Annotated in this window: 12 protein-coding genes; 4 read left to right on the forward strand and 8 right to left on the reverse strand. The window is 43.0% G+C overall.

The window, feature by feature from the left end; all coding sequences use genetic code 11:
- Positions 1-45: 45 nt before the first annotated feature.
- Positions 46-2,565, forward strand: a complete 2,520-nt coding sequence (locus tag SVZ03_12525) for a pyruvate formate lyase family protein (protein MDY6935031.1) — start codon at positions 46-48, stop codon at positions 2,563-2,565.
- A 131-nt stretch (positions 2,566-2,696) separates the two neighbouring features.
- On the forward strand, positions 2,697-5,216 hold the full coding sequence (locus SVZ03_12530; GenBank protein MDY6935032.1) for a pyruvate formate lyase family protein: 2,520 nt from the start codon (positions 2,697-2,699) through the stop codon (positions 5,214-5,216).
- Positions 5,217-5,286: 70 nt separating this feature from the next.
- On the opposite strand, the gene SVZ03_12535 is transcribed toward SVZ03_12530, so the two are convergent.
- Positions 5,287-5,727 carry a SoxR reducing system RseC family protein gene (locus tag SVZ03_12535; GenBank protein ID MDY6935033.1) on the reverse strand — a complete coding sequence of 147 codons (441 nt, stop codon included), beginning with the start codon at positions 5,725-5,727 and terminating at the stop codon, positions 5,287-5,289.
- Positions 5,728-6,211: 484 nt separating this feature from the next.
- On the opposite strand from SVZ03_12535, the gene panB reads away from it, so the two are divergent.
- Positions 6,212-7,060, forward strand: coding sequence for a 3-methyl-2-oxobutanoate hydroxymethyltransferase (gene panB / locus SVZ03_12540; GenBank protein ID MDY6935034.1), 849 nt, complete (start codon positions 6,212-6,214; stop codon positions 7,058-7,060).
- On the forward strand, positions 7,057-7,992 hold the full coding sequence (locus tag SVZ03_12545; protein ID MDY6935035.1) for a 2-dehydropantoate 2-reductase: 936 nt from the start codon (positions 7,057-7,059) through the stop codon (positions 7,990-7,992). Before panB ends, SVZ03_12545 begins: the two co-directional genes overlap by 4 nt.
- A gap of 73 nt (positions 7,993-8,065) precedes the next feature.
- On the opposite strand, the gene SVZ03_12550 is transcribed toward SVZ03_12545, so the two are convergent.
- From SVZ03_12550 to SVZ03_12580, 7 genes are all read right to left on the reverse strand, one after another.
- Positions 8,066-10,588 (reverse strand): pyruvate formate lyase family protein, encoded by a 2,523-nt coding sequence (locus tag SVZ03_12550; GenBank protein ID MDY6935036.1) that lies wholly within the window; start codon positions 10,586-10,588, stop codon positions 8,066-8,068.
- 103 nt (positions 10,589-10,691) lie between these two features.
- Positions 10,692-13,214 carry a pyruvate formate lyase family protein gene (locus tag SVZ03_12555; protein MDY6935037.1) on the reverse strand — a complete coding sequence of 841 codons (2,523 nt, stop codon included), beginning with the start codon at positions 13,212-13,214 and terminating at the stop codon, positions 10,692-10,694.
- A gap of 260 nt (positions 13,215-13,474) precedes the next feature.
- Entirely contained in the window at positions 13,475-15,997 is a 2,523-nt protein-coding gene (locus tag SVZ03_12560; GenBank protein MDY6935038.1) for a pyruvate formate lyase family protein, read from the reverse strand.
- Between the two features lie 300 nt (positions 15,998-16,297).
- Positions 16,298-17,338, reverse strand: a complete 1,041-nt coding sequence (dctP, locus tag SVZ03_12565; protein ID MDY6935039.1) for a TRAP transporter substrate-binding protein DctP — start codon at positions 17,336-17,338, stop codon at positions 16,298-16,300.
- 308 nt (positions 17,339-17,646) lie between these two features.
- Positions 17,647-20,160, reverse strand: a complete 2,514-nt coding sequence (locus SVZ03_12570; protein ID MDY6935040.1) for a pyruvate formate lyase family protein — start codon at positions 20,158-20,160, stop codon at positions 17,647-17,649.
- An 83-nt stretch (positions 20,161-20,243) separates the two neighbouring features.
- Positions 20,244-22,766 carry a pyruvate formate lyase family protein gene (locus SVZ03_12575; protein ID MDY6935041.1) on the reverse strand — a complete coding sequence of 841 codons (2,523 nt, stop codon included), beginning with the start codon at positions 22,764-22,766 and terminating at the stop codon, positions 20,244-20,246.
- A gap of 83 nt (positions 22,767-22,849) precedes the next feature.
- The gene (locus tag SVZ03_12580; GenBank protein ID MDY6935042.1) at positions 22,850-25,372 is read right to left on the reverse strand and encodes a pyruvate formate lyase family protein; all 2,523 of its coding nucleotides are present in this window, start codon (positions 25,370-25,372) and stop codon (positions 22,850-22,852) included.
- Positions 25,373-25,405: the final 33 nt, after the last annotated feature.

The following is a 25,405-nucleotide window of genomic DNA, read 5'->3' on the forward strand; positions in this document are numbered from 1 at the left end:
TTGATAAATTGTTATAAATTATAAAAAAAATGGAGGTATTGTAAAATGTCACCAGAAACAGAAACTATTAGTGATGCACCCCAGAAAAAAAGTATGGAGGAACTCGAAAATAATAAGGAGTGGTGGTGGATTGCTGAAAAGAAAAGATCCAAACGACTGGATTATCTAAGAAAGGCTGTTTGGAAGAAGGGGAAAAAGGGCGGAATGTATGAACCCGGTATCAAGATGGACATTGAGAGGCCGATTTTATTTACAGAGGCGTGGAAAGAAAATGAGAATGAGCAGGTGATGATGAGGAGAGCAAAGGCTATTTCACATGTTATGGATAATACCAGCATCTTTATTACTGACCATGCTCAATTAGTGGGTTATTTAGGCAGTCTGCCAAACACCCTCTCATGGAATTGCGATTTAGCTACATTGGCCAATGAAGAGATATACAACGATCCAATTGTAATACCTGAACCACAGGAGGAATCGCTTAAGATAATGGCTGATATTAATAACTATTGGGCTCCGAGAGACTGTTTAGGCACAATGTTGAGAGATCTCTCAGGTGAAGAGGCTGTTAAATTCATGACTTTTGTACTTATGTGGAGTTTTCCGGTTGGTGGAAGCTTTGGCTATTCAGGCAAGGACTATGAATATTTTATGACAGGCGAGAGGGCATTTGAAGACATAATAGATGAGATACAGGAAAAAATAGATGATGCCGAGGAACAGATTGACGGCAATCCAGGGCCGGATATCCTCCCGCTCTATGACAAGCTAGCCAATTGGGAGGCTATGCAGATTATACTTGAGGCTTGCATCAGGATGGCTAAGAGATATTCCAGATTAGCTCGAATAATAGCAGAGAACTTCGAATCCGATCCCAAACGAAAAGAGGAACTACTTAGAATCGCAGAAACCTGTGAGAGAGTTCCAGCAAAACCTCCGAGAACCCTCCAGGAATCCTTTCAGTATGACCACTTTATTCAGATATGGGCAAGAATTGAAGATGGGGAGGGGGCATGGCCTGCCCGTCCTGATTACTACCATTGGCCATATTATAACAACGATGTTAACATTGAGAAGAAGATTACTAGAGAGGAGGCCATCGATCTAGTTGGAGAATTCATGATTCGCTGCAATGAAGTAGGGGCATATGTACCCGCAGTAGCAGCTGAAGCCCTCCAGGGCATCTCAGCTACCTGGGTATGGACATTGGGCGGAGTCAATACAGATGGCAGTGATGCTTGCAATGATCTTACTACAGCCTTTTTGGAGGCAGCGCGACTCGTGCGCGTATCCAATCCTACCTTTGGCTTTAGATGGCACCCACAGGTAAAGGATGAGGTGATGAGGGAGGTATTCGAGTGCATACGGCATGGATTGGGTTATCCAAGCATTCGTAATGATCCTATTTTAATAGCAAACGGCATGAACTGGCATGGACATCCCTTGGAAGAGATGAGGACATGGGTGCACCAAGCCTGCATGTCACCATGCCCAACAACGAAACATGGTTCTCAACCAGCACGAATGGCAATGACCCTGAATTGTGCTAAGATGGTTGAATATTCTCTGCATAATGGATTTGACCATATTGTTAATATGCAGATGGGGCCAGAGACAGGCGATGCAAGGAAGTTTAAGGATTTTGAAGAACTCTTTCAGGCATGGGTACAGCAGATGAAATGGCTGGTTAACTATGGCACACGGATAATGAATCGGGGACGTATGAGGAGCCCCCAAAAATATGGTCGCCCATTCCTCTCAGCCATATCAGAGAAATCCGTTGAAGCCGGTCTTGATGCTTTAGAGCCATCCCTCGAGCGAGGAAACTGCTGGCTTACTTTCTTTACCTGGGCAGAGAATGCTGATAGTTTAGCAGCGGTGAAGAGATTGGTGTTTGATGAGAAGAAATACACAATGGATGAACTTATTGAAGCATTGAAGACTAACTGGGAAGGCAAAGAAAAGATGCGTTTGGACTTTGTAAAGAATGCTCCTAAATGGGGTAATGATGATGATTTTGTGGATGAGATAATGGTACGATGTCTGAGAGAAGTTGCTAAGCACTCGAAGGAAATACAATGTCCATCAGGCAATAGCTGGCCTGCATTACCTGAGAATGTAAGCGGAAATATACTTTTTTCGAGTCTGGTACACGCTTTGCCAAACGGCAGGAAACTGGGGGATGCGCTATACGACGGCGGCATATCGCCAGGCCCAGGACTCGATAAAAAGGGGCCTACAGCAGTGCTGAAATCTTGCGGAAAGATAGATCATGTGAGTGATGGAAGGGCATTTCTGTTGAATCAGAGACTTTCTCCCACTCAACTCTCCGGAGAGAAGGGGTATCAGTTATGGAAGTCCTACATGAAGACATGGGCAGATCTGGGATTGGATCACGTACAGTTTAATATGGTTGACGATGCCACGCTTCGAGCAGCACAGAAGGATCCTGAGCAGTATCAGGAGGTGATCGTTCGCGTGGCAGGCTACAGCGCTCACTTTGTGGACATAAGCCGCAAGACGCAGGATAATATTATTCAGAGAACAATTCAAGGACTAGGATAGCTATAAAGATGATGGGGCCTCAGAGGTAGAGGCCCCTAATTTATATCTATTTATTTACTATCAGATATAAAAATAGAAATCACGTTAAGTATTAACTACATTGGTAATATTAATGAAAGGAGGAAGAAGGGATGACTTCAGAAACAAAAAAAACTAATAATTCATCTCCGAAAAAAAATACTGAAGAACTTGAGAAGAGCAGAGAATGGTGGTGGGTAGCAGAGAAGAAGAGATCCGAAAGACTCGATTATCTACGGAAAGCAGTTTGGAAGAAAGGCAGGAAAGGAGGGATGTATGAACCTGGAGTCAAGGTTGACCTCGAAAGGCCGCTACTCTTCACAGAGAGTTGGGAAAAGAATGAAAATGATCCAATAATGTTAAGAAGGGCAAAGGCAGTAGCACATGTAATGGACAATATTAGTATCTTCATTACGGATAAGGCTCAAATTGTTGGATACTTGGGAAGTCTTCCAAATACCATATTCTGGTATTGTGAATTAGCTAGCATTCTTAATGAAGAAGTATATAACGACCCAGTTATTATACCTGAACCTCAGGACGAATCGCTTGAGACAATGGCTGAAATCAACAATTACTGGGGAGCAAGAGATAGTATGGGGAAAGTGTTAAGGGATCTCTCAGGAGAGGAAGTAGTAAAGTATATGACACGCACCCTTATGTGGAGTTCGCCTATTGGCGGCAGCTTCGGTTATGCTGGCAAGGATTATGAGTACTTTATGACAGGCAAGAGGGGATTTGATGAGATCATTGATGAGATACAGGTAAAGATAGATGATGCTGAGGAAAAAATTGACGGCAATCCTGGACCGGATATCCTCCCACTCTATGACAAGCTAGCCAATTGGGAGGCTATGCAGATAATACTTGAGGCCTGCATCAGAATGGCTAAGAGATATTCCAGATTGGCGCGAATAATAGCCGAGAACTTCGAATCCGATCCCAAACGAAAAGAGGAACTCCTTAGAATTGCTGAAACCTGTGAGCAGGTACCTGGGAGACCACCCAGATCTCTACAGGAATCCTTTCAGTATGATCATTTTATTCAGGTTTGGACTAGATTTGAGGATGTTGAGGGGGCATGGCCGTCTCGACCAGATTACTATCATTGGCCATACTATGACAATGATGTAAACATCGATAAACGTCTAACCAAGGAGGAGGCGCTTGATCTAGTAGGCGAATATATGATCAGATGCAGTGAAACAGGTTTTTATCTTCCTAGATCTGGAGCAGAGGGAATTCAGGGTATAACTGGCACCTGGGTATGGACCATAGGTGGAGTAAAACAGGATGGGAATGATGCCTGCAATGACCTGACCATAGCACTCTTGCAGGCTGCAAGGCTCGTGCGTGTATCTAATCCCACTTTTGGATTCAGGTGGCATCCAAAGGTGTCTGATGAGGTATGGAGGGAGGTATTCGAGTGCATACGGCATGGACTGGGGTATCCCAGCATACGCAATGATCCGGTGTTAATTGCCAATGGTATGCACTGGCATGGACATCCCTTGGAGGAGATGAGGACATGGGTACATCAGGCCTGCATGTCGCCCTGCCCTGCTACGAAGCATGGTTCTCAACCAGCAAGAATGGCAACAACTCTTAACTGTTCCAAGATGATTGAGTATGCCCTGCATAATGGGTATGATCATTGTATAAAGATGCAGATGGGACCCCAAACAGGAGATGCCAGGAAATTCACAGATTTTGAAGAACTATTCCAGGCATGGGCAAAACAGATGAAGTGGCTAACTAATTTTGGAGTCCGGATAATGAGTCGCGGCAGATATAAAAGTCCAAATAATTATGGTCGCCCCTTTTTATCAGCCGTATCCGAAAGGTGTATTGAGACCGGTTTTGATGCTCTTGAGCCATCAATCGAACGTGGGAATTGCTGGTTAACATTTTTCACATGGACTGAAAATGCTGATAGTTTAGCAGCAATAAAGAGATTAGTCTTTGATGAGAAGAGGTATACGATGGAAGAGCTTATTGATGCATTGGAGAATAATTGGGATGGCAAGGAGGAGATGCGCTTGGACTTTGTGAAGAATGCTCCCAAGTGGGGCAATGATGATGATTATGTGGATGAGATTATGGTACGATGCCTTAGAGAGGTGGCCAGGCATTCCAAAGAGATTAAGTGTCCCTCTGGAAACAATTGGCCTGCGTTACCAGAGAACGTGAGTGGGAATGTACTATTTTCAAGCATTGTGCATGCATTACCAAATGGAAGGAAATTGGGTGATGCCCTGTACGATGGCGGCATATCGCCTGGCCCAGGACTCGATAAAAGAGGCCCTACTGCGGTGCTGAAGTCATGCGGAAAGATAGATCATATAAGCGATGGAAGGGCATTCCTCTTGAATCAGAGGCTTTCGCCCACTCAGCTCTCAGGAGAGAAGGGCTATCAGTTATGGAAGTCCTACATGAGTACCTGGGCTGATCTGGGATTGGATCATGTGCAATTTAATATGGTTGATGATGAGACTCTTCGAGCAGCGCAGAAGGATCCTGAACAGTATCAGGAGGTGATTGTTAGAGTGGCTGGTTACAGCGCTCACTTTGTGGACATAAGCCGCAAGACGCAGGATAACATCATACAGAGGACGATTCAAGGACTTGGATAGATAACCAAATTGATGGGCCCTAGTAAATATAGGGCCCAATACATTTTCGTAAGATATTCATAGACTATAATCACGGTGCAATATTGATGACTTTTGTTATTTCTGGCATATATTTTTTCCTTTTGCCCATACTCTTACTTAATATACTAATCACAATAAATGCAAGCGCAAAGAAAATGATAGCTAACAGTAATGAGAATAATTCAGCATGATCAGGGGAATGAGAACCAATAACATTTAAACCCACAAAAGCCCCCAAAACAAGACTCAGAAGAGGAACAATATATACAAGAAATGTCATCTTCAGAAATGAAGATGACTCTAATGATATTTGTACACGATCACCCTTTGTTGCCCCTGCTGTGTTAAGAACCTCAACCTCCATATCATTACCACCACCCAATGACCTGCACATACCCTTATTACTACATGCATTACACATTGTGCTTCTCTGTAGAATAACCAAGGCCTTATTCCCTATAACCTCTCTAATTACACCTTCTTCTCTCATAATTAGACCAACTCCCTCTAATTAAATTTAATAGTATCAAAATTATAAAGGTTAATTTATTACAACAATCTTAATCAACATATAAAGTAATTTTATCAATTACTTCTGATAGCATAATGATAAATTATTTCATCTGTTAGTAACCATACCAACACTCTGTTAAACATATATACAAATAATATAATGAAACTATCAAGTACTTTCTTCATAATCTATTAAAATAACCTTTTCTAGACAAGTCTCGAAATAATACGACCCCTCTCTAAATTCACTTGACATTCTTAATATATAAGTATCACATAATATCAGTTCAATAAGCTATGATAACTACGATATCATCCAACACCCTGCATATAATATGGATTGGATTACCCCCTCCTTACAATCATACTTATTGAATATTGCTACCATTGAAAGTAGATTAATCTGTCATCTACTCAAGTGTTTACTAATCACTAATTGATAAATTAATGTGGGTTAAGATATGCATCAACGAAAAAAGGTTACTCCCCCAAATTTGATAGCTAAAAAAGCTAATAATGAAAAAATTACCATGCTTACTGCCTACGATTTCTCTATGGCTGGGGTATTGGATGAGGCTGGAGTTGATACAATATTAGTTGGAGATTCCCTAGGTATGGTTGTATTGGGATATGAAAACACTGTCCCGGTTTCAATGGAAGAGATGATACATCATTGCAGAGCTGTTAAGCGTGGAATGAAATATGCTCTTCTGATAGGGGATATGCCCTTCATGTCCTACCAAGTTAGCCTTGAAGAGGCTAAACGAAATGCTGGTCGTTTCTTGAAAGAGGGTGGATGTGATGCAGTGAAGCTGGAGGGCGGTCTTGAGATGGTGAACACCATCAAGGGTATTGTTAATATCGGCATCCCTGTTGTGGGACACATTGGACTCACTCCACAAATTGCCACATCTTTGGGTGGTTTTAAAGTACAGGGAAAAGATTTATCATCTGCCCAATATCAATTGGATTCCGCTATGGCTCTTGAGGAAGCCGGCGCAAGCCTAATTGTGCTTGAGTGTATTCCTGATAGTTTAGCAAAAATAATTACAGAAAACATCAGCATCCCCACAATCGGAATCGGTTCAGGCCCTCACTGTGATGGTCAGGTACTTGTTATAAATGATCTTCTCGGTCTATTCAACAAATTTATACCTCGATTTGTCAAACAATATGCCAAGCTATATCCTATTATAGAAGATGCAATTAAATTATTTATAAGGGATGTATTGGATGAGAAGTTCCCTAGCGCTGAGCATTCCTTTGAAATGGATGATAACATAATAACTCAGCTTAAGGTGCCATCATGAGAATAGCGATCGTTGGTCCTGGAGCTATGGGGCTTCTCTTATCAGGACTTCTACATAGAGCAGGAGCTATTGTTACTATAATCGATTACTGTAGAGAAAGAGCTAATCAGTTAAATAAAAATGGTGTACGATGGCAGGGGATGGATGATGAACAAATTCTTCATTTGAAGGTCACAGTTGGAATGGAGGACCCACTTAACACTGACCTCGTAATACTGTGCGTAAAGGCATATCAGACCGAATCTGCTATTCTTGAGCTTGTGCAGGTAAATTACCAGGGCCCAATATTAACATTACAAAATGGCGTTGGCAATGTGGAAACGATACTAAGTCATATGCCGGATGCGAAGATTATTGCAGGAATAACCTCCGAAGGGGCTACACTTATTGATATTGATCATGTCCGACATGCGGGAAAAGGTGAAACCTCCTTTGGCTCCGTTAAATCCGATCATCCTGAGGATTCATTTTTAAATAAATTATCCAAACTCTTCAATGATGCTGGCATTAAAACAGGAATTGCAAGTGAGGTTGATAATTTAATCTGGGGTAAACTACTCATAAATGTTGGCATAAACGCACTAACAGCAATCCTTCGCATTCGAAATGGGCAGCTTCTTGAGATTCAACCAGTCCGAGATTTGATGTCTGATCTTGTGATAGAGGCATATAGTGTAATTGAAGCCAAGGGAGTCACCCTACCCTACCCTGATCCAGTCTCAAGGGTTGAAGAAGTCTGTCGAATGACAGCGGATAACATCTCATCAATGCATCAGGATATACTTCGTGGCAGTCGTACAGAGATTGATTATATAAACCAGGCAATATATTCCGAAGGCAAATCACTGGGGATACCCTGCCCTCTTAACAGAACTATGGCCCTCCTTATTCAAGGATTGGAGCATTCAATTCAGAGTCAAGATTCTCCTTAATCTGTTATCATTGTGTACAGGAATAGATATTATTGAGTCCACCCCTGTACACTAATAATATTATAATATAAGCCTAGCCCAAACCTTGTATTGTCCTCTGTATGATGTTATCCTGCGTCTTGCGGCTGATATCCACAAAATGCGCGCTGTAGCCTGCCACGCGAACGATCACCTCCTGATACTGCTCGGGATCCTTCTGTGCTGCCCTGAGGGTCGCATCATCTATCATGTTGAACTGAACGTGATCCAATCCCAGATCAGCCCAGGTCTTCATGTAGGACTTCCATAATTGATACCCCTTCTCTCCGGAGAGCTGAGCTGGTGATAACCTTTGATTCAACAAAAATGACCTGCCATCGCTTACATGATCTATCTTTCCGCAAGATTTCAGCACCGCAGTAGGTCCTTTTTTATCGAGCCCTGGACCTGGCGATATACCACCATCATACAGCGCATCTCCCAATCTTCTACCATTGGGAAGTGCATGCACCATATTAGCAAAATGAATATTCCCACTCACATTCTCAGGCAATGCAGGCCATGTGTTACCAGATGGACATCTTACCTCCCTCGAATGCCTAGCCACCTCCCTAAGACATCTTACCATAATCTCATCCACATAATCTTCGTCATTGCCCCACTTGGGAGCATTCTTCACAAAGTCCATGCGCATCCCTTCCTTGCCTTCCCAATCGTTCTCCAATGCCTCAACAAGCTCTTTCATCGTATACTTCTTCTCATCAAAGATTAATCTCTTTACTGCCGCTAAGCTATCAGCATTCTCAGTCCATGTGAAGAAGGTAATCCAAGCATTGCCTCTCTCTATCGATGGGTCAACTGCGTCAAGACCACTCTCGATACTCTTCTCTGATATAGCCGAGAGAAATGGTCGGCCATAATATTCTGGACTCTTCACTCTACCACGATTTACTATTCGTGTTGCGAAATTCACAATCCACTCCATCTGCTTTACCCATGCCTGAAACAGTTCTTCAAAATCTGCAAATTTCCTGGCATCCCCTGTTTTGGGTCCCATCTGCATATTTATACATCTGTCAAAACCATTATGAAGAGCATACTCAATCATCTTAGATGTATTCAACGTAGCTGTTGCCATTCTAGCTGGTTGAAAACCATGCTTCGTAGCAGGGCATGGCGACATGCAGGCCTGGTGTACCCATGTTCTCATCTCCTCCAAGGGATGGCTGTGCCAGTGCATACCATTGGCAATTAACACCGGATCATTGCGTATGCTGGGATACCCCAATCCATGCCGTATGCACTCGAATACCTCCCTCATCACCTCATCTGACACCTGTGGATGCCATCTGAATCCAAAGGTAGGCCCTGATACACGCACTAGCCTTGCAGCCTGCAAGAGTGCTATGGTCAGGTCATTGCATGCATCGCTTCCATCGAGTTTAACTCCGCCTAAAGTCCATATCCATGTACCGGCTATACCCTGAACCCCCTCAGACGCGAATCGTGGAGCATATCCTCCCACTTCATGGCAGCGAATCATAAACTCACCAACAAGATCAAGCGCCTCCTCCTTGGTTAGACATTTATCAATGTTTACATCTTGATTATAATATGGCCAATGATAATAATCAGGTCGAGATGGCCATGCCCCCTCTAAATCCTCAAATCTGGTCCATATTTGTATAAAATGATCATATTGCAATGACTCCTGAAAAGTCCTCGGTAGTTTATTAGGCACCCTCTTACAGGTCTCCTCTATCCTTAAGAGTTCTTCCCTACGCCTTGGATCGGATTCAAAATTCTCAGCAACAATCTTTGCTAACCTAGCATATCTTTTCGACATCCTGATGCAGGCCTCAAGTATAATCTGCATGGCCTCCCAATTGGTCAACCTGTCATAGAGCGGAAGGATGTCCGGCCCAGGATTGCCGTCAATCCTTTCCTCAGCATCATCTATTTTTTCCTGTATCTCATCTATTATGTCTTCAAATGCCCTCTTCCCTGTCATAAAATATTCATAGTCCTTACCGGCATAACCGAAACTACCACCAATAGGAAGCCCCCACATAACAACAGTACTCATGAGTTTAACAGCCTCTTCACTGGAGAGTTCCCTAAACACCTTCCCAAGATTATCTCTTGGCCCCCAGTAGTTGTTGAGTTCAGCCATAGTCTCAAGCGATTCATCCTGAGGCTCAGGTATAATAACTGGGTCATTATATATCTCCTCATTAAGGAAGCTTGCTATGTCCGGATGCCACATAAGAGTATTTGGAAGACTCCCATAATATCCAACAAGCTGAGCATGATCAGTAATAAAGATTGTTATGTTATCAAAAACGTACGAAAGCGCCTTTGCCCTTCTCATAATTATCGGCTCATTTTCGTTTTCTTTCCAGGCCTCTGTGAATAAGAGCGGTCTTTCAAGATCAACCTTGAGCCCTGGCTCATACATTCCCCCCTTTTTCCCTTTCTTCCAAACTGCTTTCCTGAGATAATCGAGTCTTTCGGATCTCTTCTTCTCTGCTACCCACCACCATTCCCTGCTCTTCTCAAGTTCCTTTAAACTTTTCTTTTTAAGTACTTCAGTAACTCTAAGTGCTTCTGGTTCCATTTACTTATACCTCCCTTCATTTTTTTAAATAAGTTTACAATTATAAATATAAAATTTTATCTCAACAAAAAATCAATCACCTCCTTTAGCCGCATTTTTATATCTATCCTAACCCTTGTATTGTCCTCTGTATAATATTATCCTGCGTTTTGCGGCTGATGTCCACAAAATGCGCGCTGTAACCAGCCACACGAACAATAACCTCCTGATACTGCTCTGGGTCCTTCTGCGCTGCACGAAGGGTCGCGTCATCTACCATATTGAATTGCACATGATCCAATCCCAAATCAGCCCAGGTCTTCATGTAGGACTTCCATAACTGATACCCCTTCTCCCCTGAGAGCTGAGTTGGAGAGAGTCTCTGATTCAACAGGAATGCCCTTCCATCACTCACATGATCTATCTTTCCGCAAGATTTCAGCACTGCTGTAGGCCCCCTTTTGTCTAATCCCGGCCCCGGTGATATGCCGCCATCGTACAGGGCATCTCCCAACTTTCTTCCATTGGGTAAGGCATGTACCATATTTGCAAAATGTATATTTCCGCTCACGTTCTCAGGTAACGCAGGCCAATTGTTGCCAGAGGGACACTTAATCTCTTTGGAATGCCTGGCCACCTCTCTCAGGCATCGTACCATTATTTCATCAGCATTATCATCATCATTTCCCCATTTAGGACCATTTTTTACAAAATCCAATCTCATCACCTCTTTGCCATCCCAGTTAGCCTCCAAAGCATCCAACAATTCATCCATTGTGTATTTCTTTTCATCAAATACCAATTTCTTTACCGCTGATAGACTATCTGCATTCTCTACCCATGTAAAGAATGTAATCCATGCATTACCCCTCTCTATTGATGGTTCTAATGCATCCAATCCACTCTCAACACATCTTTCGGAAATTGCGGAAAGATATGGACGACTATAAAATTCGGGACTCTTCACTCGACCACGGTTAACTACCCGAGTTCCAAAGTTTGTCATCCACTCCATCTGCTTTACCCATGCCTGGAAAAGCTCTTCAAAATCCTTAAACGTCCTTGCATCACCCGTCTTAGGCCCCATCTGCATCTTGATGCAATTATCGAATCCATTATGCAGGGCATATTCAACCATTTTTGAACAATTTAGGGTTGTCGATGCCATGCGACAGGGTTGATAGCCATGCTTAGTAGTCGGAGCTGGAGACATGCAGGCCTGATGTACCCATGTTCTCATCTCTTCCAAGGGATGTCCATGCCAGTGCATACCATTGGCAATCAACACCGGATCGTTCCGTATGCTGGGATACCCCAATCCATGCCGTATGCACTCGAATACCTCTCTCCATACCTCATCCTGTACCTGTGGATGCCACCTGAATCCAAAAGTGGGATTTGATACACGAACAAGCCTTGCAGCTTGAAGAAATGCAATTGTCAAATCATTGCATGCATCAGTGCCATCCTTATTTACTCCACCAATTGTCCATACATATGTACCAGGTATTCCTTGAATACCCTCTGCACCAATTCTTGGGAGATAATAACCCATCTCATTGGAGCGAATCAAAAACTCTCCCACAAGATCAAGCGCTTCCTCATAAGATATACTTTTCTCTCTGTTTACGTCCTTATCATAATAGGACCAATGATAGTAATCAGGACGGGCAGGCCATGCCCCATCCAAATCTTCAAATCTGGAAAATATTTGTATAAAGTGATCATACTGTAGCGATTCCTGAAAGGACCCTGGGGGGCTCTCCGGCACATTCTGACAGGTTTCTGCGATCCTAAGTAGTTCTTCTTTACGCTTGGGATCGGATTCGAAGTTCTCTGCTATTAGCTGCGCTAATCTGGAATATCTCTTAGCCATCCTAATGCAGGCCTCAAGTATAATCTGCATAGCCTCCCAATTGGCTAGCTTATCATAGAGCGGAAGAATATCCGGTCCTGGATTGCCATCTATTTTATCCTCAGCATCATCTATTATTCCCTGTATCTCATCTATGATATTCCCAAATGCCCTCGTCCCACTCATTAAATATTCATAATCTTTTCCTGCATATCCGAAGCTGCCACCTACTGGTATGCCCCACAGAAGGACGGTGCTCATAAGTTTCACCGCCTCTTCACTGGATAATTCTCGAAATACCTTGCCCAGACTATCCCTTGAACCCCAATAATTGTTGATTTCAGCCATTGTTTTGAGCGATTCATTTTCTGGCTCAGGTATTATAACAGGATCGCTGTATATCTCCTCATTGATAAAACTTGCTATTTCTGGATACCAATAGATAGTGTTTGGAAGGCTGCCCAAATATCCAACAAGTTGAGCTTGATCTGTAATGAAGATAGTAATATTATCCAAAACATGCGCTAAAGACTTGGCTCTCCTCATCATTATTGGATCATTCTCGTTCTCCTTCCAGGCTTCAGTAAAAAGAAGCGGCCTCTCAAGATCGACCTTTATACCCGGTTCATACATTCCTCCCTTTCTCCCCTTTTTCCATACTGCTTTTCTCAGATAATCCAGTCGCTTGGACCTCTTCTTCTCAGCAACCCACCACCATTCTTTATCCCTCTCTAACTCATCAATGCTCTTCCCATGAGATGCATCACTAATACTTTGATTCTTTTGTACCATTTAACTAACCTCCCATTAGTGTAATATTTAATAAATCTAATCCCTATAAAAAAACCCCCACAATAACTTATAGTAATGTGAGGGTATATTGTCTTACATTTCTAACATTCACTACCTCATAATAGTCAAAGCTGCTCATTGTCCTTGGCAACACACTGCAGAGTATTGACTTAAATGAATAGTAATTAACTTAAAGGTATTGGTAGTCAGCTAATTTTATTATAGATATGTATATTAGATTCAAATCGTCTCCCTGACATCTATCCAATACCCTGAATCGTCCTCTGTATAATATTATCCTGCGTTTTGCGGCTTATGTCCACAAAGTGAGCGCTGTAACCTGCCACGCGAACGATCACCTCCTGATACTGCTCTGGATCCTTCTGCGCTGCACGTAGAGTGGCATCATCTACCATATTAAACTGTACATGATCAATTCCCAGATCAGCCCATGTCTTCATGTAGGACTTCCATAACTGATACCCCTTCTCTCCGGAGAGCTGAGTGGGAGAAAGTCTCTGATTCAACAGGAATGCCCTTCCATCGCTCACATGATCTATCTTTCCGCAAGATTTCAGCACTGCTGTAGGGCCCTTTTTATCCAGTCCTGGACCTGGCGACACGCCACCATCGTATAACGCATCTCCCAGTTTCCTACCATTTGGCAAAGCATGTACCATAGGAGCGAAGTGAATATTGCCGCTCACATTCTCGGGCAGGGCCGGCCATGTATTTCCCGATGGACAACGTATCTCTCTTGAATGCCGCGCGGCTTCCCGCAAACAGCGTACCATTATCTCGTCCACATAATCATCATCATTACCCCACTTGGGAGCATTCTTCACAAAGTCTAGACGCATCTCCTCCTTGCCTTCCCAATTGTTCTTTAACGCCTCAATTAGTTCCTTCATGGTATACTTTTTCTCATCAAAGACCAATTTTTTTACTGCTGCCAGACTATCTACATTTTCTACCCATGTAAAGAATGTGACCCAGGCATTCCCTCTTTCTATAGATGGCTCCAAAGCATCAAAACCGGTCTCTACACACCTCTCTGAAATGGCTGATAGAAAGGGTCTGCCATAATTTTTAGGACTATTAATACGCCCCTGATTTACTATGCGCACACCGAAGTTTACCATCCACTCCATCTGTTTTATCCATGCCTGGAAAAGCTGCTCAAAGTCTGCAAATTCACTGGCATCACCGGTTTCTGGCCCCATCTGCATATTCACAATATAGTCAAATCCGTTATGCAGAGCATACTCAACCATTTTAGATGTATTCAATGTAGCCGATGCCATTCGACATGGCTGAGCGCCATGCTTAGTAGTTGGGCATGGAGACATACAGGCCTGGTGCACCCATGTCCTCATCTCTTCCAAAGGATGTCCATGCCAGTGCATACCATTGGCAATTAACACCGGATCATTCCGTATGCTGGGATAACCCAATCCATGCCGTATGCATTCAAAGACCTCTCTCCATACCTCATCCTTTACCTGGGGATGCCACCTGAATCCGAATGTAGGATTGGATACGCGCACGAGTCGCGCTGCCTCCAAAAAGGCTATGGTCAGATCATTACATGCATCAGAGCCATCTTTATTGACTCCTCCAAGAGTCCAAACATAAGTACCTGGGATTCCTTGAAGTGCCTCCGCCCCTAATCTGGCGAGATAGTGTCCTGTTTCATAGGCTCGAACTAAAAACTCTCCAATAAGATCAAGCGCTTCTTCCTTTGATAGATTCTTTTCAATATTTACATCTTTATCATACAAAGGCCAATGATAGTAATCCGGTCGACAAGGCCATGCTCCTTCCCAGTCCTCAAACCTTGTAAACACCTGAATAAAATGATCATACTGCAATGACTCCTGTAGAGATCTGGGTGGTCTCCCAGGTACCTGCTCACAGGTTTCAGCAATTCTAAGGAGTTCCTCTTTTCGTTTGGGATCGGATTCGAAGTTCTCTGCTATTATTCGCGCCAATCTGGAATATCTCTTAGCCATCCTGATGCAGGCCTCAAGTATAATCTGCATAGCCTCCCAATTGGCTAGCTTGTCATAGAGCGGAAGAATGTCCGGCCCTGGATTACCATCAATCTTCTCCTCAGCATCATCAATTCTTTCCTGTATCTCATCTATTATGTCTTCAAATGCCCGCTCACCTGTCATAAAGTACTCATAGTCCTTGCCAGCATAACCGAAGCTGCCGCCAAATGGAAGGCCCCACATAACGACCATAGTCATAAGCTTAACAACTTCTTCAGGTGATAGATATCTCAACACCTTCCCCATACTATCATTTACATTCCAATAATTCACCAGCTCAGCCATGACCTTAAGTGACTCCTCCTCTGGTTCAGGTACTATAACTGGATCATTGTATATCTCATCATTCATAAGGGTCGCATGTTCAATATGCCATTGCAAGGTATTTGGCAGACTGCCCTGATAACCCACGAGTTGGGCATGATCAGTAATGAATATGGTGATATTATCTAGAACCCTTGATACCGATTTTGCTCTCCTTATCATTAAAGCGTCATTCTCGTTTTCTTTCCACGCCTCTGTAAATAATAACGGTCGCTCTAGGTCAATTTTCATTCCAGGCTCATACATTCCGCCCTTTCTTCCCTTCTTCCAAACCGCTTTCCTCAGATAATCCAACCTCTTTGACCTTTTCTTCTCCGCTACCCACCACCATTCCTTGCTTTTCTCAAGTTCATCCAGGTTCTTATTCTGAACCTGTTTCCCTTCTTTAATTTCTTCTAATGCCATTCTATACCTCCTAATTGTTAATTAAGTTAAATATAATCTCACTCTCAATGCAATTAAAGCTGCTTTATAATCCTTACTATAGTATTGTTATGAGAAACGCTTAGAACCATACTATAAGCGTATTTATTGAAAATATTGTTTCTATTGGCTATTTCTCAATAAACTAATAAATCAATAGGAGTATAATATTTCATTTACTTTAACAGTTCAATATAAGAAAATGAGTATTGAGACCTTTCAATATGCTCAAATTCAGAACTTTAAACAAATATTTATATACTCAATATCAGTATTAAAGGATTACTTCTTTTTTTTGCGGTAATTTTTCAGATGACCTATAATCTCATCCAACATTGATTTTGGATACTCCTTCCCAATCATCTTATCCCAAATCGGCCTAGTTCTCTTCTTGAATACTTCAACCTCTTCAGGTGTCATCTTCACCTCAGTACACCCGTAGTTGATCATACCCTTCAGTGCATTAGTGCTCATTGGGCGAATCTCTTTATCTATCATTGGACCATACTTCTTCTTAAAAAAATTCTCAATAGTAGTAGTATACCCCTTAGGAACACTATTCCATGCCTTCATTGATACAACAAGAAAATAGGGATCAAATCTAATAGGAACTGGATTTATGTACTTTGTAATCGTATATAACTGTGAGGCTAACCACCAGATTGATGGCGCTACCGCTGCATCTACCACACCGGCTCTCATAGAGGGGACAACCTCAGGCACATTCACTGGGATTGGACTTGCTCCAAGTGCCTTCAATACCTCAGCCTCTAGTGGACCATGCCAGGATAAAACCTTGCTCTTCTTGAATTCTTCAGGTGTTTTTAAGGGATATTTTGATGAATAAAAATGCTCGAAATCCAGCTCAATAAACCATAGTATTTTAAAACCATTCTTCTCAGCAATCTTATTGAGTTTAGGTCTCATCTTCTCTCTGATATAGCGTACTTCCCCCCAATCCTGAAAGAGGAATGGCAGCTCAAATACTGATACACCAGGACATACCATAGCATTGGCTGTGCCTGAAATTCCAGCCCCCTGAAGTTGGCCTATCCTCATTTTGGTTACATAATCCTCTTCATCTCCCATTATACCACCCATATACCAGAGAAATTTCAATTCCCCATCAGTATTTCTTAAGATATCCCCAGTCAAATCAACGGTTAAAACAGATATAAATTTTATTGTATCCTGCCCTAGGGTAGCGAATTTCCATGTATACTTTGGTTTCTTCCCAGCGACTAGCATTGATAGGCAAAAGCCAACAATAAACAAACCAAACAAAATACCTACTAAAAAACGTACTCTCCTCCTCAATTTCATTTAAAAACTCCTATAATGCTAATATTTAATACATTCGTATCTCAAAGTAAAAAGTGATTAACAAACCAAAAAAAAATAGTTTTACATTTATCTTTTCAAATTGAAATTATTATAACAACTCTCATCATGATTCCATATAACGTGCAAAATCACATCAAACACCTTACTCCATCGTTTTCAACACAATGGAGCAAGGCATTTGATAAATCCAACTCAATGACTCCCTGTAATATTTGTCACCAGAGATAAAGTTGTCACAATGATATTATAGAATACCCCCACTACTTGAAACCTTAAACTATATTTTTCTATCCTAGTCCTTGTATCGTTCTCTGTATAATATTATCCTGTGTCTTGCGGCTTATATCCACAAAATGCGCGCTATAGCCAGCCACACGAACAATCACTTCCTGGTATTGCTCAGGATCCTTCTGCGCTGCACGTAGAGTGGCATCATCTACCATATTGAACTGTACATGATCTATTCCAAGGTCAGCCCATGTCCTCATGTAGGATTTCCATAACTGATAACCCTTCTCTCCAGAGAGCTGAGTTGGAGACAACCTCTGATTCAACAAAAATGCCCTTCCATCACTTATGTGGTCGATCTTCCCACATGACTTCAACACCGCTGTTGGTCCCTTCTTATCCAATCCGGGACCTGGCGAAATGCCACCATCGTATAGCGCATCCCCCAACTTCCTCCCATTAGGCAACGCATGAACCAGATTCGCAAAATGTATGTTCCCGCTTACATTCTCTGGAAGCGCTGGCCATGGATTACCAGATGGACACTTGATCTCCCATGAATGTCTCGCAACTTCCCTTAAACAACGTAGCATAATATCATCCGCATAATCATCATCATTACCCCACTTGGGTGCATTCTTTACAAAATCCAACCGCATATCCTCTTTACCTTCCCAGTTAGTCTCCAATGCATCAACAAGCTCTTCCATCGTATACTTCTTCTCATCAAAGACCAGTTTCTTTACTGCTGTCAAGCTATCAGCATTCTCTGCCCATGTGAAAAAGGTCATCCAGCAATTACCCCTCTCACCATCTGGCTCCATTACATCAACACCCATATCTATTGATCTCTCAGTAATGGATGACAGGAAAGGTCGCCCATAATTCTGTGGACTCTTCACCCTTCCATGGTTCATTATCCGCACTCCAAAATTGCACAACCACTCCATCTGTTTTACCCAGGCCTGAAAAAGGTCTTCAAAGTCAGTAAACATCCTGGCATCTCCAGACTCAGGGCCGACCTGCATCTTTACAACATGATCAAATCCATTATGCAGGGCATATTCAACCATCTTGGCACAATTCAGCGTAACGGCCATTCGACATGGTTGTGTGCCATGCTTTGTCGTTGGACATGGAGACATGCAGGCTTGCTGTACCCAGGTCCTCATCTCATCCAGAGGATGGCCATGCCAGTGCATTCCGTTAGATATGCAAACTGGATCATTTCTTATGCTAGGATATCCCAATCCATGCCGTATGCACTCGAATACTTCTCTCATCACCTCATCCTTTACCTGGGGATGCCACCTGAAAGCAAAGGTAGGATTGGATACACGAACCAGCCTTGCAGCCTGTAAAAATGCAATAGTAAGATCATTGCATGCATCAGTGCCGTCAACATTTATGCCACCGAGTGTCCATGCCCAACTGCCAACCACACCCTGAAGCGCCTCTGATCCAGCCTGTGGAAGATAATGTCCAGTCTCATATGCACGAATTAGAAACTCCCCAATAAGATCAATCGCTTCATCCTTTGTTATATTCTTTTCTATGTTGACATCCTTATTATAGTAGGGCCAGTGATAGTAATCAGGACGAGCCGGCCATGCCCCTTCCAAGTCCTCCAACCTAGCCCATGTCTGTATAAAAAAGTCAAACTGAAGTGAATCCTGAAATGTCTTTGGGGCTTTCCCAGGCACTCGCTCACATGTTTCAGCTACCTGTAAAAGCTCCTCTTTGCGCTTTGGATCCGATTCAAAATTCTCTGCTATTATCCTAGCAAGCCTTGAGTATCTCTTCGCATATCTTATGCAAGCCTCCAGGATGATCTGCATAGCCTCCCAATTGGATAGTTTGTCATAGAGCGGAAGAATATCCGGTCCTGGATTGCCGTCTATCACTTCCTCCGCCTCATCTATTCGATCCTGTATCTCATCAATGACGTCCTCAAATCCCCTCTTGCCTGTCATTATATACTCATAGTCCTTGCCTGAATAACCAAAGCTGCCTCCAAATGGAGCGCTCCACATCAGAACCATGGTCATAAACTTGATGGCTTCCTCTGCTGATAAATCCCTTAACACCTTACCCATGCTATCCCTTGTGTTCCAGTAGTTGTTTAAGTCTGACATAGTCTTCAGCGATTCTTCCTCAGGTTCAGGTATTATCATAGGATCATTGTATATCTCCTCATTAAACAAACTCGCAGCATCATTATACCACATAAGAGTGTTGGGATGACTACCCAGATAACCCATAATCTGAGCATGATCTGTGATAAAAATGGTTATATTATCAAAGACATGCGATAAAGCCTTTGCCCTTCTCATCATAATTGGATCATTCTCATTCTCCTTCCAACTCTCTGTAAAGTGCAATGGTCTCTCAAGATCTACCTTGAGTCCAGGCTCATACATACCTCCCTTTTTTCCCTTCTTCCAGATCGCTTTCCTCAAATAATCGAGTCTATCAGATCTACTCCTCTCTGCCACCCACCACCATTCCCTATCCTTCTCAAGTTCCTCAAGACTCTTCTTAATTGAAACTTCACTAACCTTCCTTGTTGACATATGTCTAACCTCCCATTTTATTATTAAATCATAGTTATATGTTATTAGAGGCCCTAATGAATAGGACCTCTAAATTATTTATACTAGCCAATACCCTGAACTGTTCTCTGTATAATATTATCCTGCGTCTTGCGGCTTATATCTACAAAATGCGCGCTGTATCCAGCCACACGAACGATCACCTCCTGATACTGCTCAGGGTCCTTCTGCGCTGCGCGAAGAGTGGCATCATCTACCATATTGAACTGTACATGATCTATTCCAAGATCAGCCCAGGTACTCATGTATGACTTCCATAACTGATAGCCCTTCTCTCCTGAAAGCTGGGTCGGTGATAAACGCTGATTCAACAGAAACGCCCTTCCATCGCTTATATGATCTATCTTCCCGCATGACTTCAATACCGCTGTTGGGCCCTTCTTGTCCAACCCAGGACCTGGTGATATGCCCCCATCGTATAGAGCATCCCCCAATTTCCTGCCATTGGGCAGCGCATGCACCATATTGGAGAAGTGAATATTACCACTCACATTCTCAGGCAATGCAGGCCAAGTGTTGCCCGATGGACACCTTATCTCATGTGAATGCCTCGCAACCTCTTTTAAACAACGCACCATTATATCATCCACATAATCATCATCATTACCCCACTTAGGAGCGTTCTTCACAAAATCCAACCTCATATCCTCCTTACCCTCCCAATTAGTCTCAAGGGCAGTAATAAGCTCATCCATAGTGTATTTCTTATCATCAAAAACCAATTTCTTTACCGCTGCTAAACTATCTGCATTCTCTGTCCAGGTAAAGAATGTTATCCAGGCATTCCCTCGCTCTAAAGAGGGCTCTAAGGCATCCATGCCGGTTTCTATCGACTTCTCCGAAATTGAAGATAGGAATGGACGAGTGAAATTTGAAGGACTCTTATATCTTGCCCGATTGATTACTCTCGTTGCAAAATTCGTTACCCACTCCATCTGCTTTACCCATGCCTCGAAAAGCTCTTCAAAATCCTTAAACTTACGCGCATCACCCGTCTTAGGCCCCATCTGCATCTTGATGCAATTATCGAATCCATTATGCAGAGCATATTCAACCATCTTTGAAGTATTAAGTGTTGTTGAGGCCATTCGGCATGGCTGAGAGCCGTGCTTTGTCGTGGGGCATGGAGACATGCAGGCCTGGTGTACCCATGTCCTCATCTCCTCTAAGGGATGGCCGTGCCAATGCATGCCGTTTGCAATCAAAACAGGATCATTCCGTATGCTGGGATAACCCAATCCATGACGTATGCATTCGAATACCTCTCGCCATACCTCATCCTTTACCTTCGGATGCCATCTGAATCCAAAGGTAGGATTTGCCACACGCACAAGCCTCGCAGCCTGCATAAAGGCAATGGTGAGATCATTGCATGCGTCAGTGCCATCCTGGTTTACTCCGCCAAGAGTCCATACCCAGGTAGCCTGTATACCCTGAAGAGCCTCAGCTGCAAAATTCGGCAAATAACCCGCCAATTCATAGCTTCGAATCAAAAATTCGCCAACTAAATCGATTGCCTCATCTTTCGTGATATTCTTCTCAACATTAACATCACGATCATAGCTTCGCCAATGGTAGTAATCAGGACGGGCAGGCCATGCACCCTCTACCTCCTCAAATCTACTCCATACCTGAATAAAATGATCATACTGCAACGATTCCTGAAGTGTGTTTGCAGGCTTCCCTGGCACCCTCTCACAGCACTCAGCAATCTTAAGCAGTTCTTCTTTTCGCTTTGGATCAGATTCATAATTTTCTGCTATTATTCGAGCAAGCCTGGAATACCTCTTCGCATATCTTATGCATGCCTCAAGCGCAATCTGCATGGCCTCCCAAGTAGACAGCCTGTCATATAACGGAAGAATATCCGGCCCTGGATTGCCGTCTATTTTTTCCTCTGCCTCATCAATCCGATCCTGTATCTCATCTATAATGTCTTCAAATCCTCTCTTGCCTGTCATCAGGTACTCATAATCTTTACCTGAATAACCAAAGCTTCCACCAACAGGAAGACCCCACATGATTACACTGGACATCATTTTAACCGCTTCTTCGCTGGATAACTCTCTAAACACCTTACCCAGACTATCCCTTGATCCCCAATAGTTATTGAGTTCAGCAATAGCCTTTAACGCTTCCTCCTGAGGTTCCGGGATTACCATTGGATCATTATAAATCTCTTCATTTAGAAAACTCGCCAATTCACTATTCCAATTAAGTGTATTCGGAAGGCTGCCAAGATATCCCATAATCTGTGCCTGATCTGTAATAAAGATTGTGATGTTATCAAGAACATGCGCAAATGACTTCGCTCTTCTCATCGAAAGAGACTCATTCTCATTCTGCTTCCATGCTTCCGTAAATATTTGTGATCTCTCAAGATCAATCTTCACACCAGGTTCATACATTCCACCCTTTCTTCCCTTTTTCCATACTCCCTTTCTCAGATAATCAAGTCTTGGAGATCGCTTTTTTTCAGCGACCCACCACCACTCCTTATCCTGTTCAAGCTCTTCAATACTCTTTTTCGATGTTGCTGCACCAATTTTGTCAGCTTCTGATGACATTTTCTCTTCCTCCTAATATTCATTAATATTCAAATCATCCTATATTGACAGACTCCCTAAATAAAATCCCCTAAAAAAAATCATTAGCCCAATCCTTGTATTGTTCTCTGTATAATATTATCCTGCGTCTTGCGGCTTATATCCACAAAATGCGCGCTGTAACCGGCCACACGAACAATAACCTCTTGATACTGCTCAGGGTCCTTCTGCGCTGCACGAAGGGTGGCATCGTCAACCATATTAAATTGTACATGATCTATCCCGAGATCAGCCCAGCTACTCATGTATGACTTCCATAACTGATAGCCCTTCTCTCCTGAAAGCTGAGTCGGAGATAACCTTTGATTCAACAGAAACGCCCTTCCGTCGCTTATATGATCTATCTTCCCGCATGACTTCAATACCGCTGTTGGGCCCTTCTTGTCCAATCCTGGACCTGGTGATATGCCCCCATCGTATAGCGCATCACCCAGCTTCCTGCCATTGGGAAGCGCGTGAACCATAGTAGAAAAATGGATATTACCACTCACATTCTCAGGCAATGCAGGCCATGTGTTGCCGGAGGGACACCTTATCTCATGTGAGTGCCTCGCAACCTCTTTTAAACAACGCACCATTATATTATCCACATAATCATCATCATTGCCCCACTTCGGCCCATGCTTTACAAAGTTCAACCTCATATCCTCTTTGCCCTCCCAGTTAGTCTCAAGGGCAGTGATAAGCTCATCCATAGTGTATTTCTTCTCATCAAAAACCAATTTCTTTACCGCTGCTAAACTATCAGCATTTTCAGTCCAGGTAAAGAATGTTATCCAGGCATTCCCTCGCTCTAAAGAGGGCTCTAAGGCATCTAAACCGGTTTCCACCGACTTCTCAGAAATTCCAGATAAAAATGGACGAGTAAAATTTGAAGGACTCTTATATCTTGCCCGATTGATTACTCTCGTTGCAAAATTCGTTATCCACTCCATCTGCTTTACCCATGCCTCGAAAAGCTCTTCAAAATCTTTAAACTTACGCGCATCACCAGTCTTAGGACCCATCTGCATCTTGATGCAATTATCGAATCCATTATGCAGGGCATATTCAACCATCTTGGAGCAATTCAGAGTTGTTGAGGCCATTCGACATGGCTGAGAGCCGTGCTTTGTCGTGGGGCAAGGAGACATGCAGGCCTGGTGCACCCATGTCCTCATCTCCTCTAAGGGATGGCCATGCCAATGCATGCCGTTTGCAATCAAAACAGGATCATTCCGTATGCTGGGATAACCCAATCCATGACGTATGCATTCAAATACCTCTCGCCATACCTCATCCTTCACCTTTGGATGCCATCTGAATCCAAAGGTAGGATTTGCCACGCGCACCAATCTTGCTGCTTGCATAAAGGCAATGGTGAGATCATTGCATGCGTCAGTGCCATCCTGGTTTACTCCACCAAGGGTCCATACCCAGGTGGCCTGTATACCCTGAAGAGCCTCAGCAGCGAAATTTGGCATATAGCCCGCCAATTCATAGCTTCGAATCAAAAACTCGCCAACTAAATCGATTGCCTCATCCTTCGTAATATTCTTCTCAACATTAACATCACGATCATAGCATCGCCAATGGTAGTAATCAGGACGAGCCGGCCACGCACCCTCTGCATCCTCGAATCTACTCCATACTTGAATAAAGTGATCATACTGCAGCGATTCCTGAAATGTGTTCGCAGGCTTCCCTGGCACCCTCTCACAGCACTCAGTAATCTTGAGCAGTTCTTCCTTTCGCTTTGGATCAGATTCATAATTTTCTGCTATTATTCGGGCAAGCCTGGAATACCTCTTCGCATATCTTATGCATGCCTCAAGCCCAATCTGCATGGCCTCCCAATTCGATAGCCTGTCATAGAGTGGGAGAATATCCGGCCCCGGATTGCCATCTATCTTCTCCTCTGCCTCGTCTATTCTTTCCTGTATCTCATCAATGATGTCCTCAAATCCCCTTTTGCCAGTCATCAGGTATTCATAATCTTTACCAGCATATCCAAAACTGCCTCCAATAGGAACACCCCACATAAGCACTGTACTCATCATCTTCACAGCCTCTTCGCTGGAAAACTCCCTAAAAACCTTACCAAGACTATCTCTTGATCCCCAATAGTTATTAATCTCAGCAATGGTCTTTAACGACTCCTCCTGAGGTTCGGGGATTACAATCGGATCGTTATATATCTCTTCATTTAAAAAGCTTGCCAATTCACAATTCCAATTAAGAGTATTTGGAAGGCTACCAAGATACCCCATAATCTGTGCCTGATCTGTAATAAAGATTGTGATGTTATCAAGAACATGCGCAAATGACTTCGCTCTTCTCATCGAAAGTGAATCGTTCTCATTCTGTTCCCAAGCCTCTGTAAATAATTGCGGCCTCTCAAGATCGACCTTCACGCCAGGTTCATACATTCCGCCCTTTCTTCCCTTCTTCCATACCCCCTTTCTTAGATAATCGAGTCTTGGAGATCGCTTTTTTTCAGCGACCCACCACCACTCCTTATCCTGCTCAAGCTCTTGAATACTCTTTTTCGATATTGCTACACTATTTTTTTCAGCTTCTGATGACATTTATTCTTCCTCCTAATTATTAATATTTTTTTC

This window comes from Spirochaetota bacterium (genome assembly GCA_034190085.1).
Lineage (GTDB): Bacteria > Spirochaetota > UBA4802 > UBA4802 > JAFGDQ01 > JAXHTS01.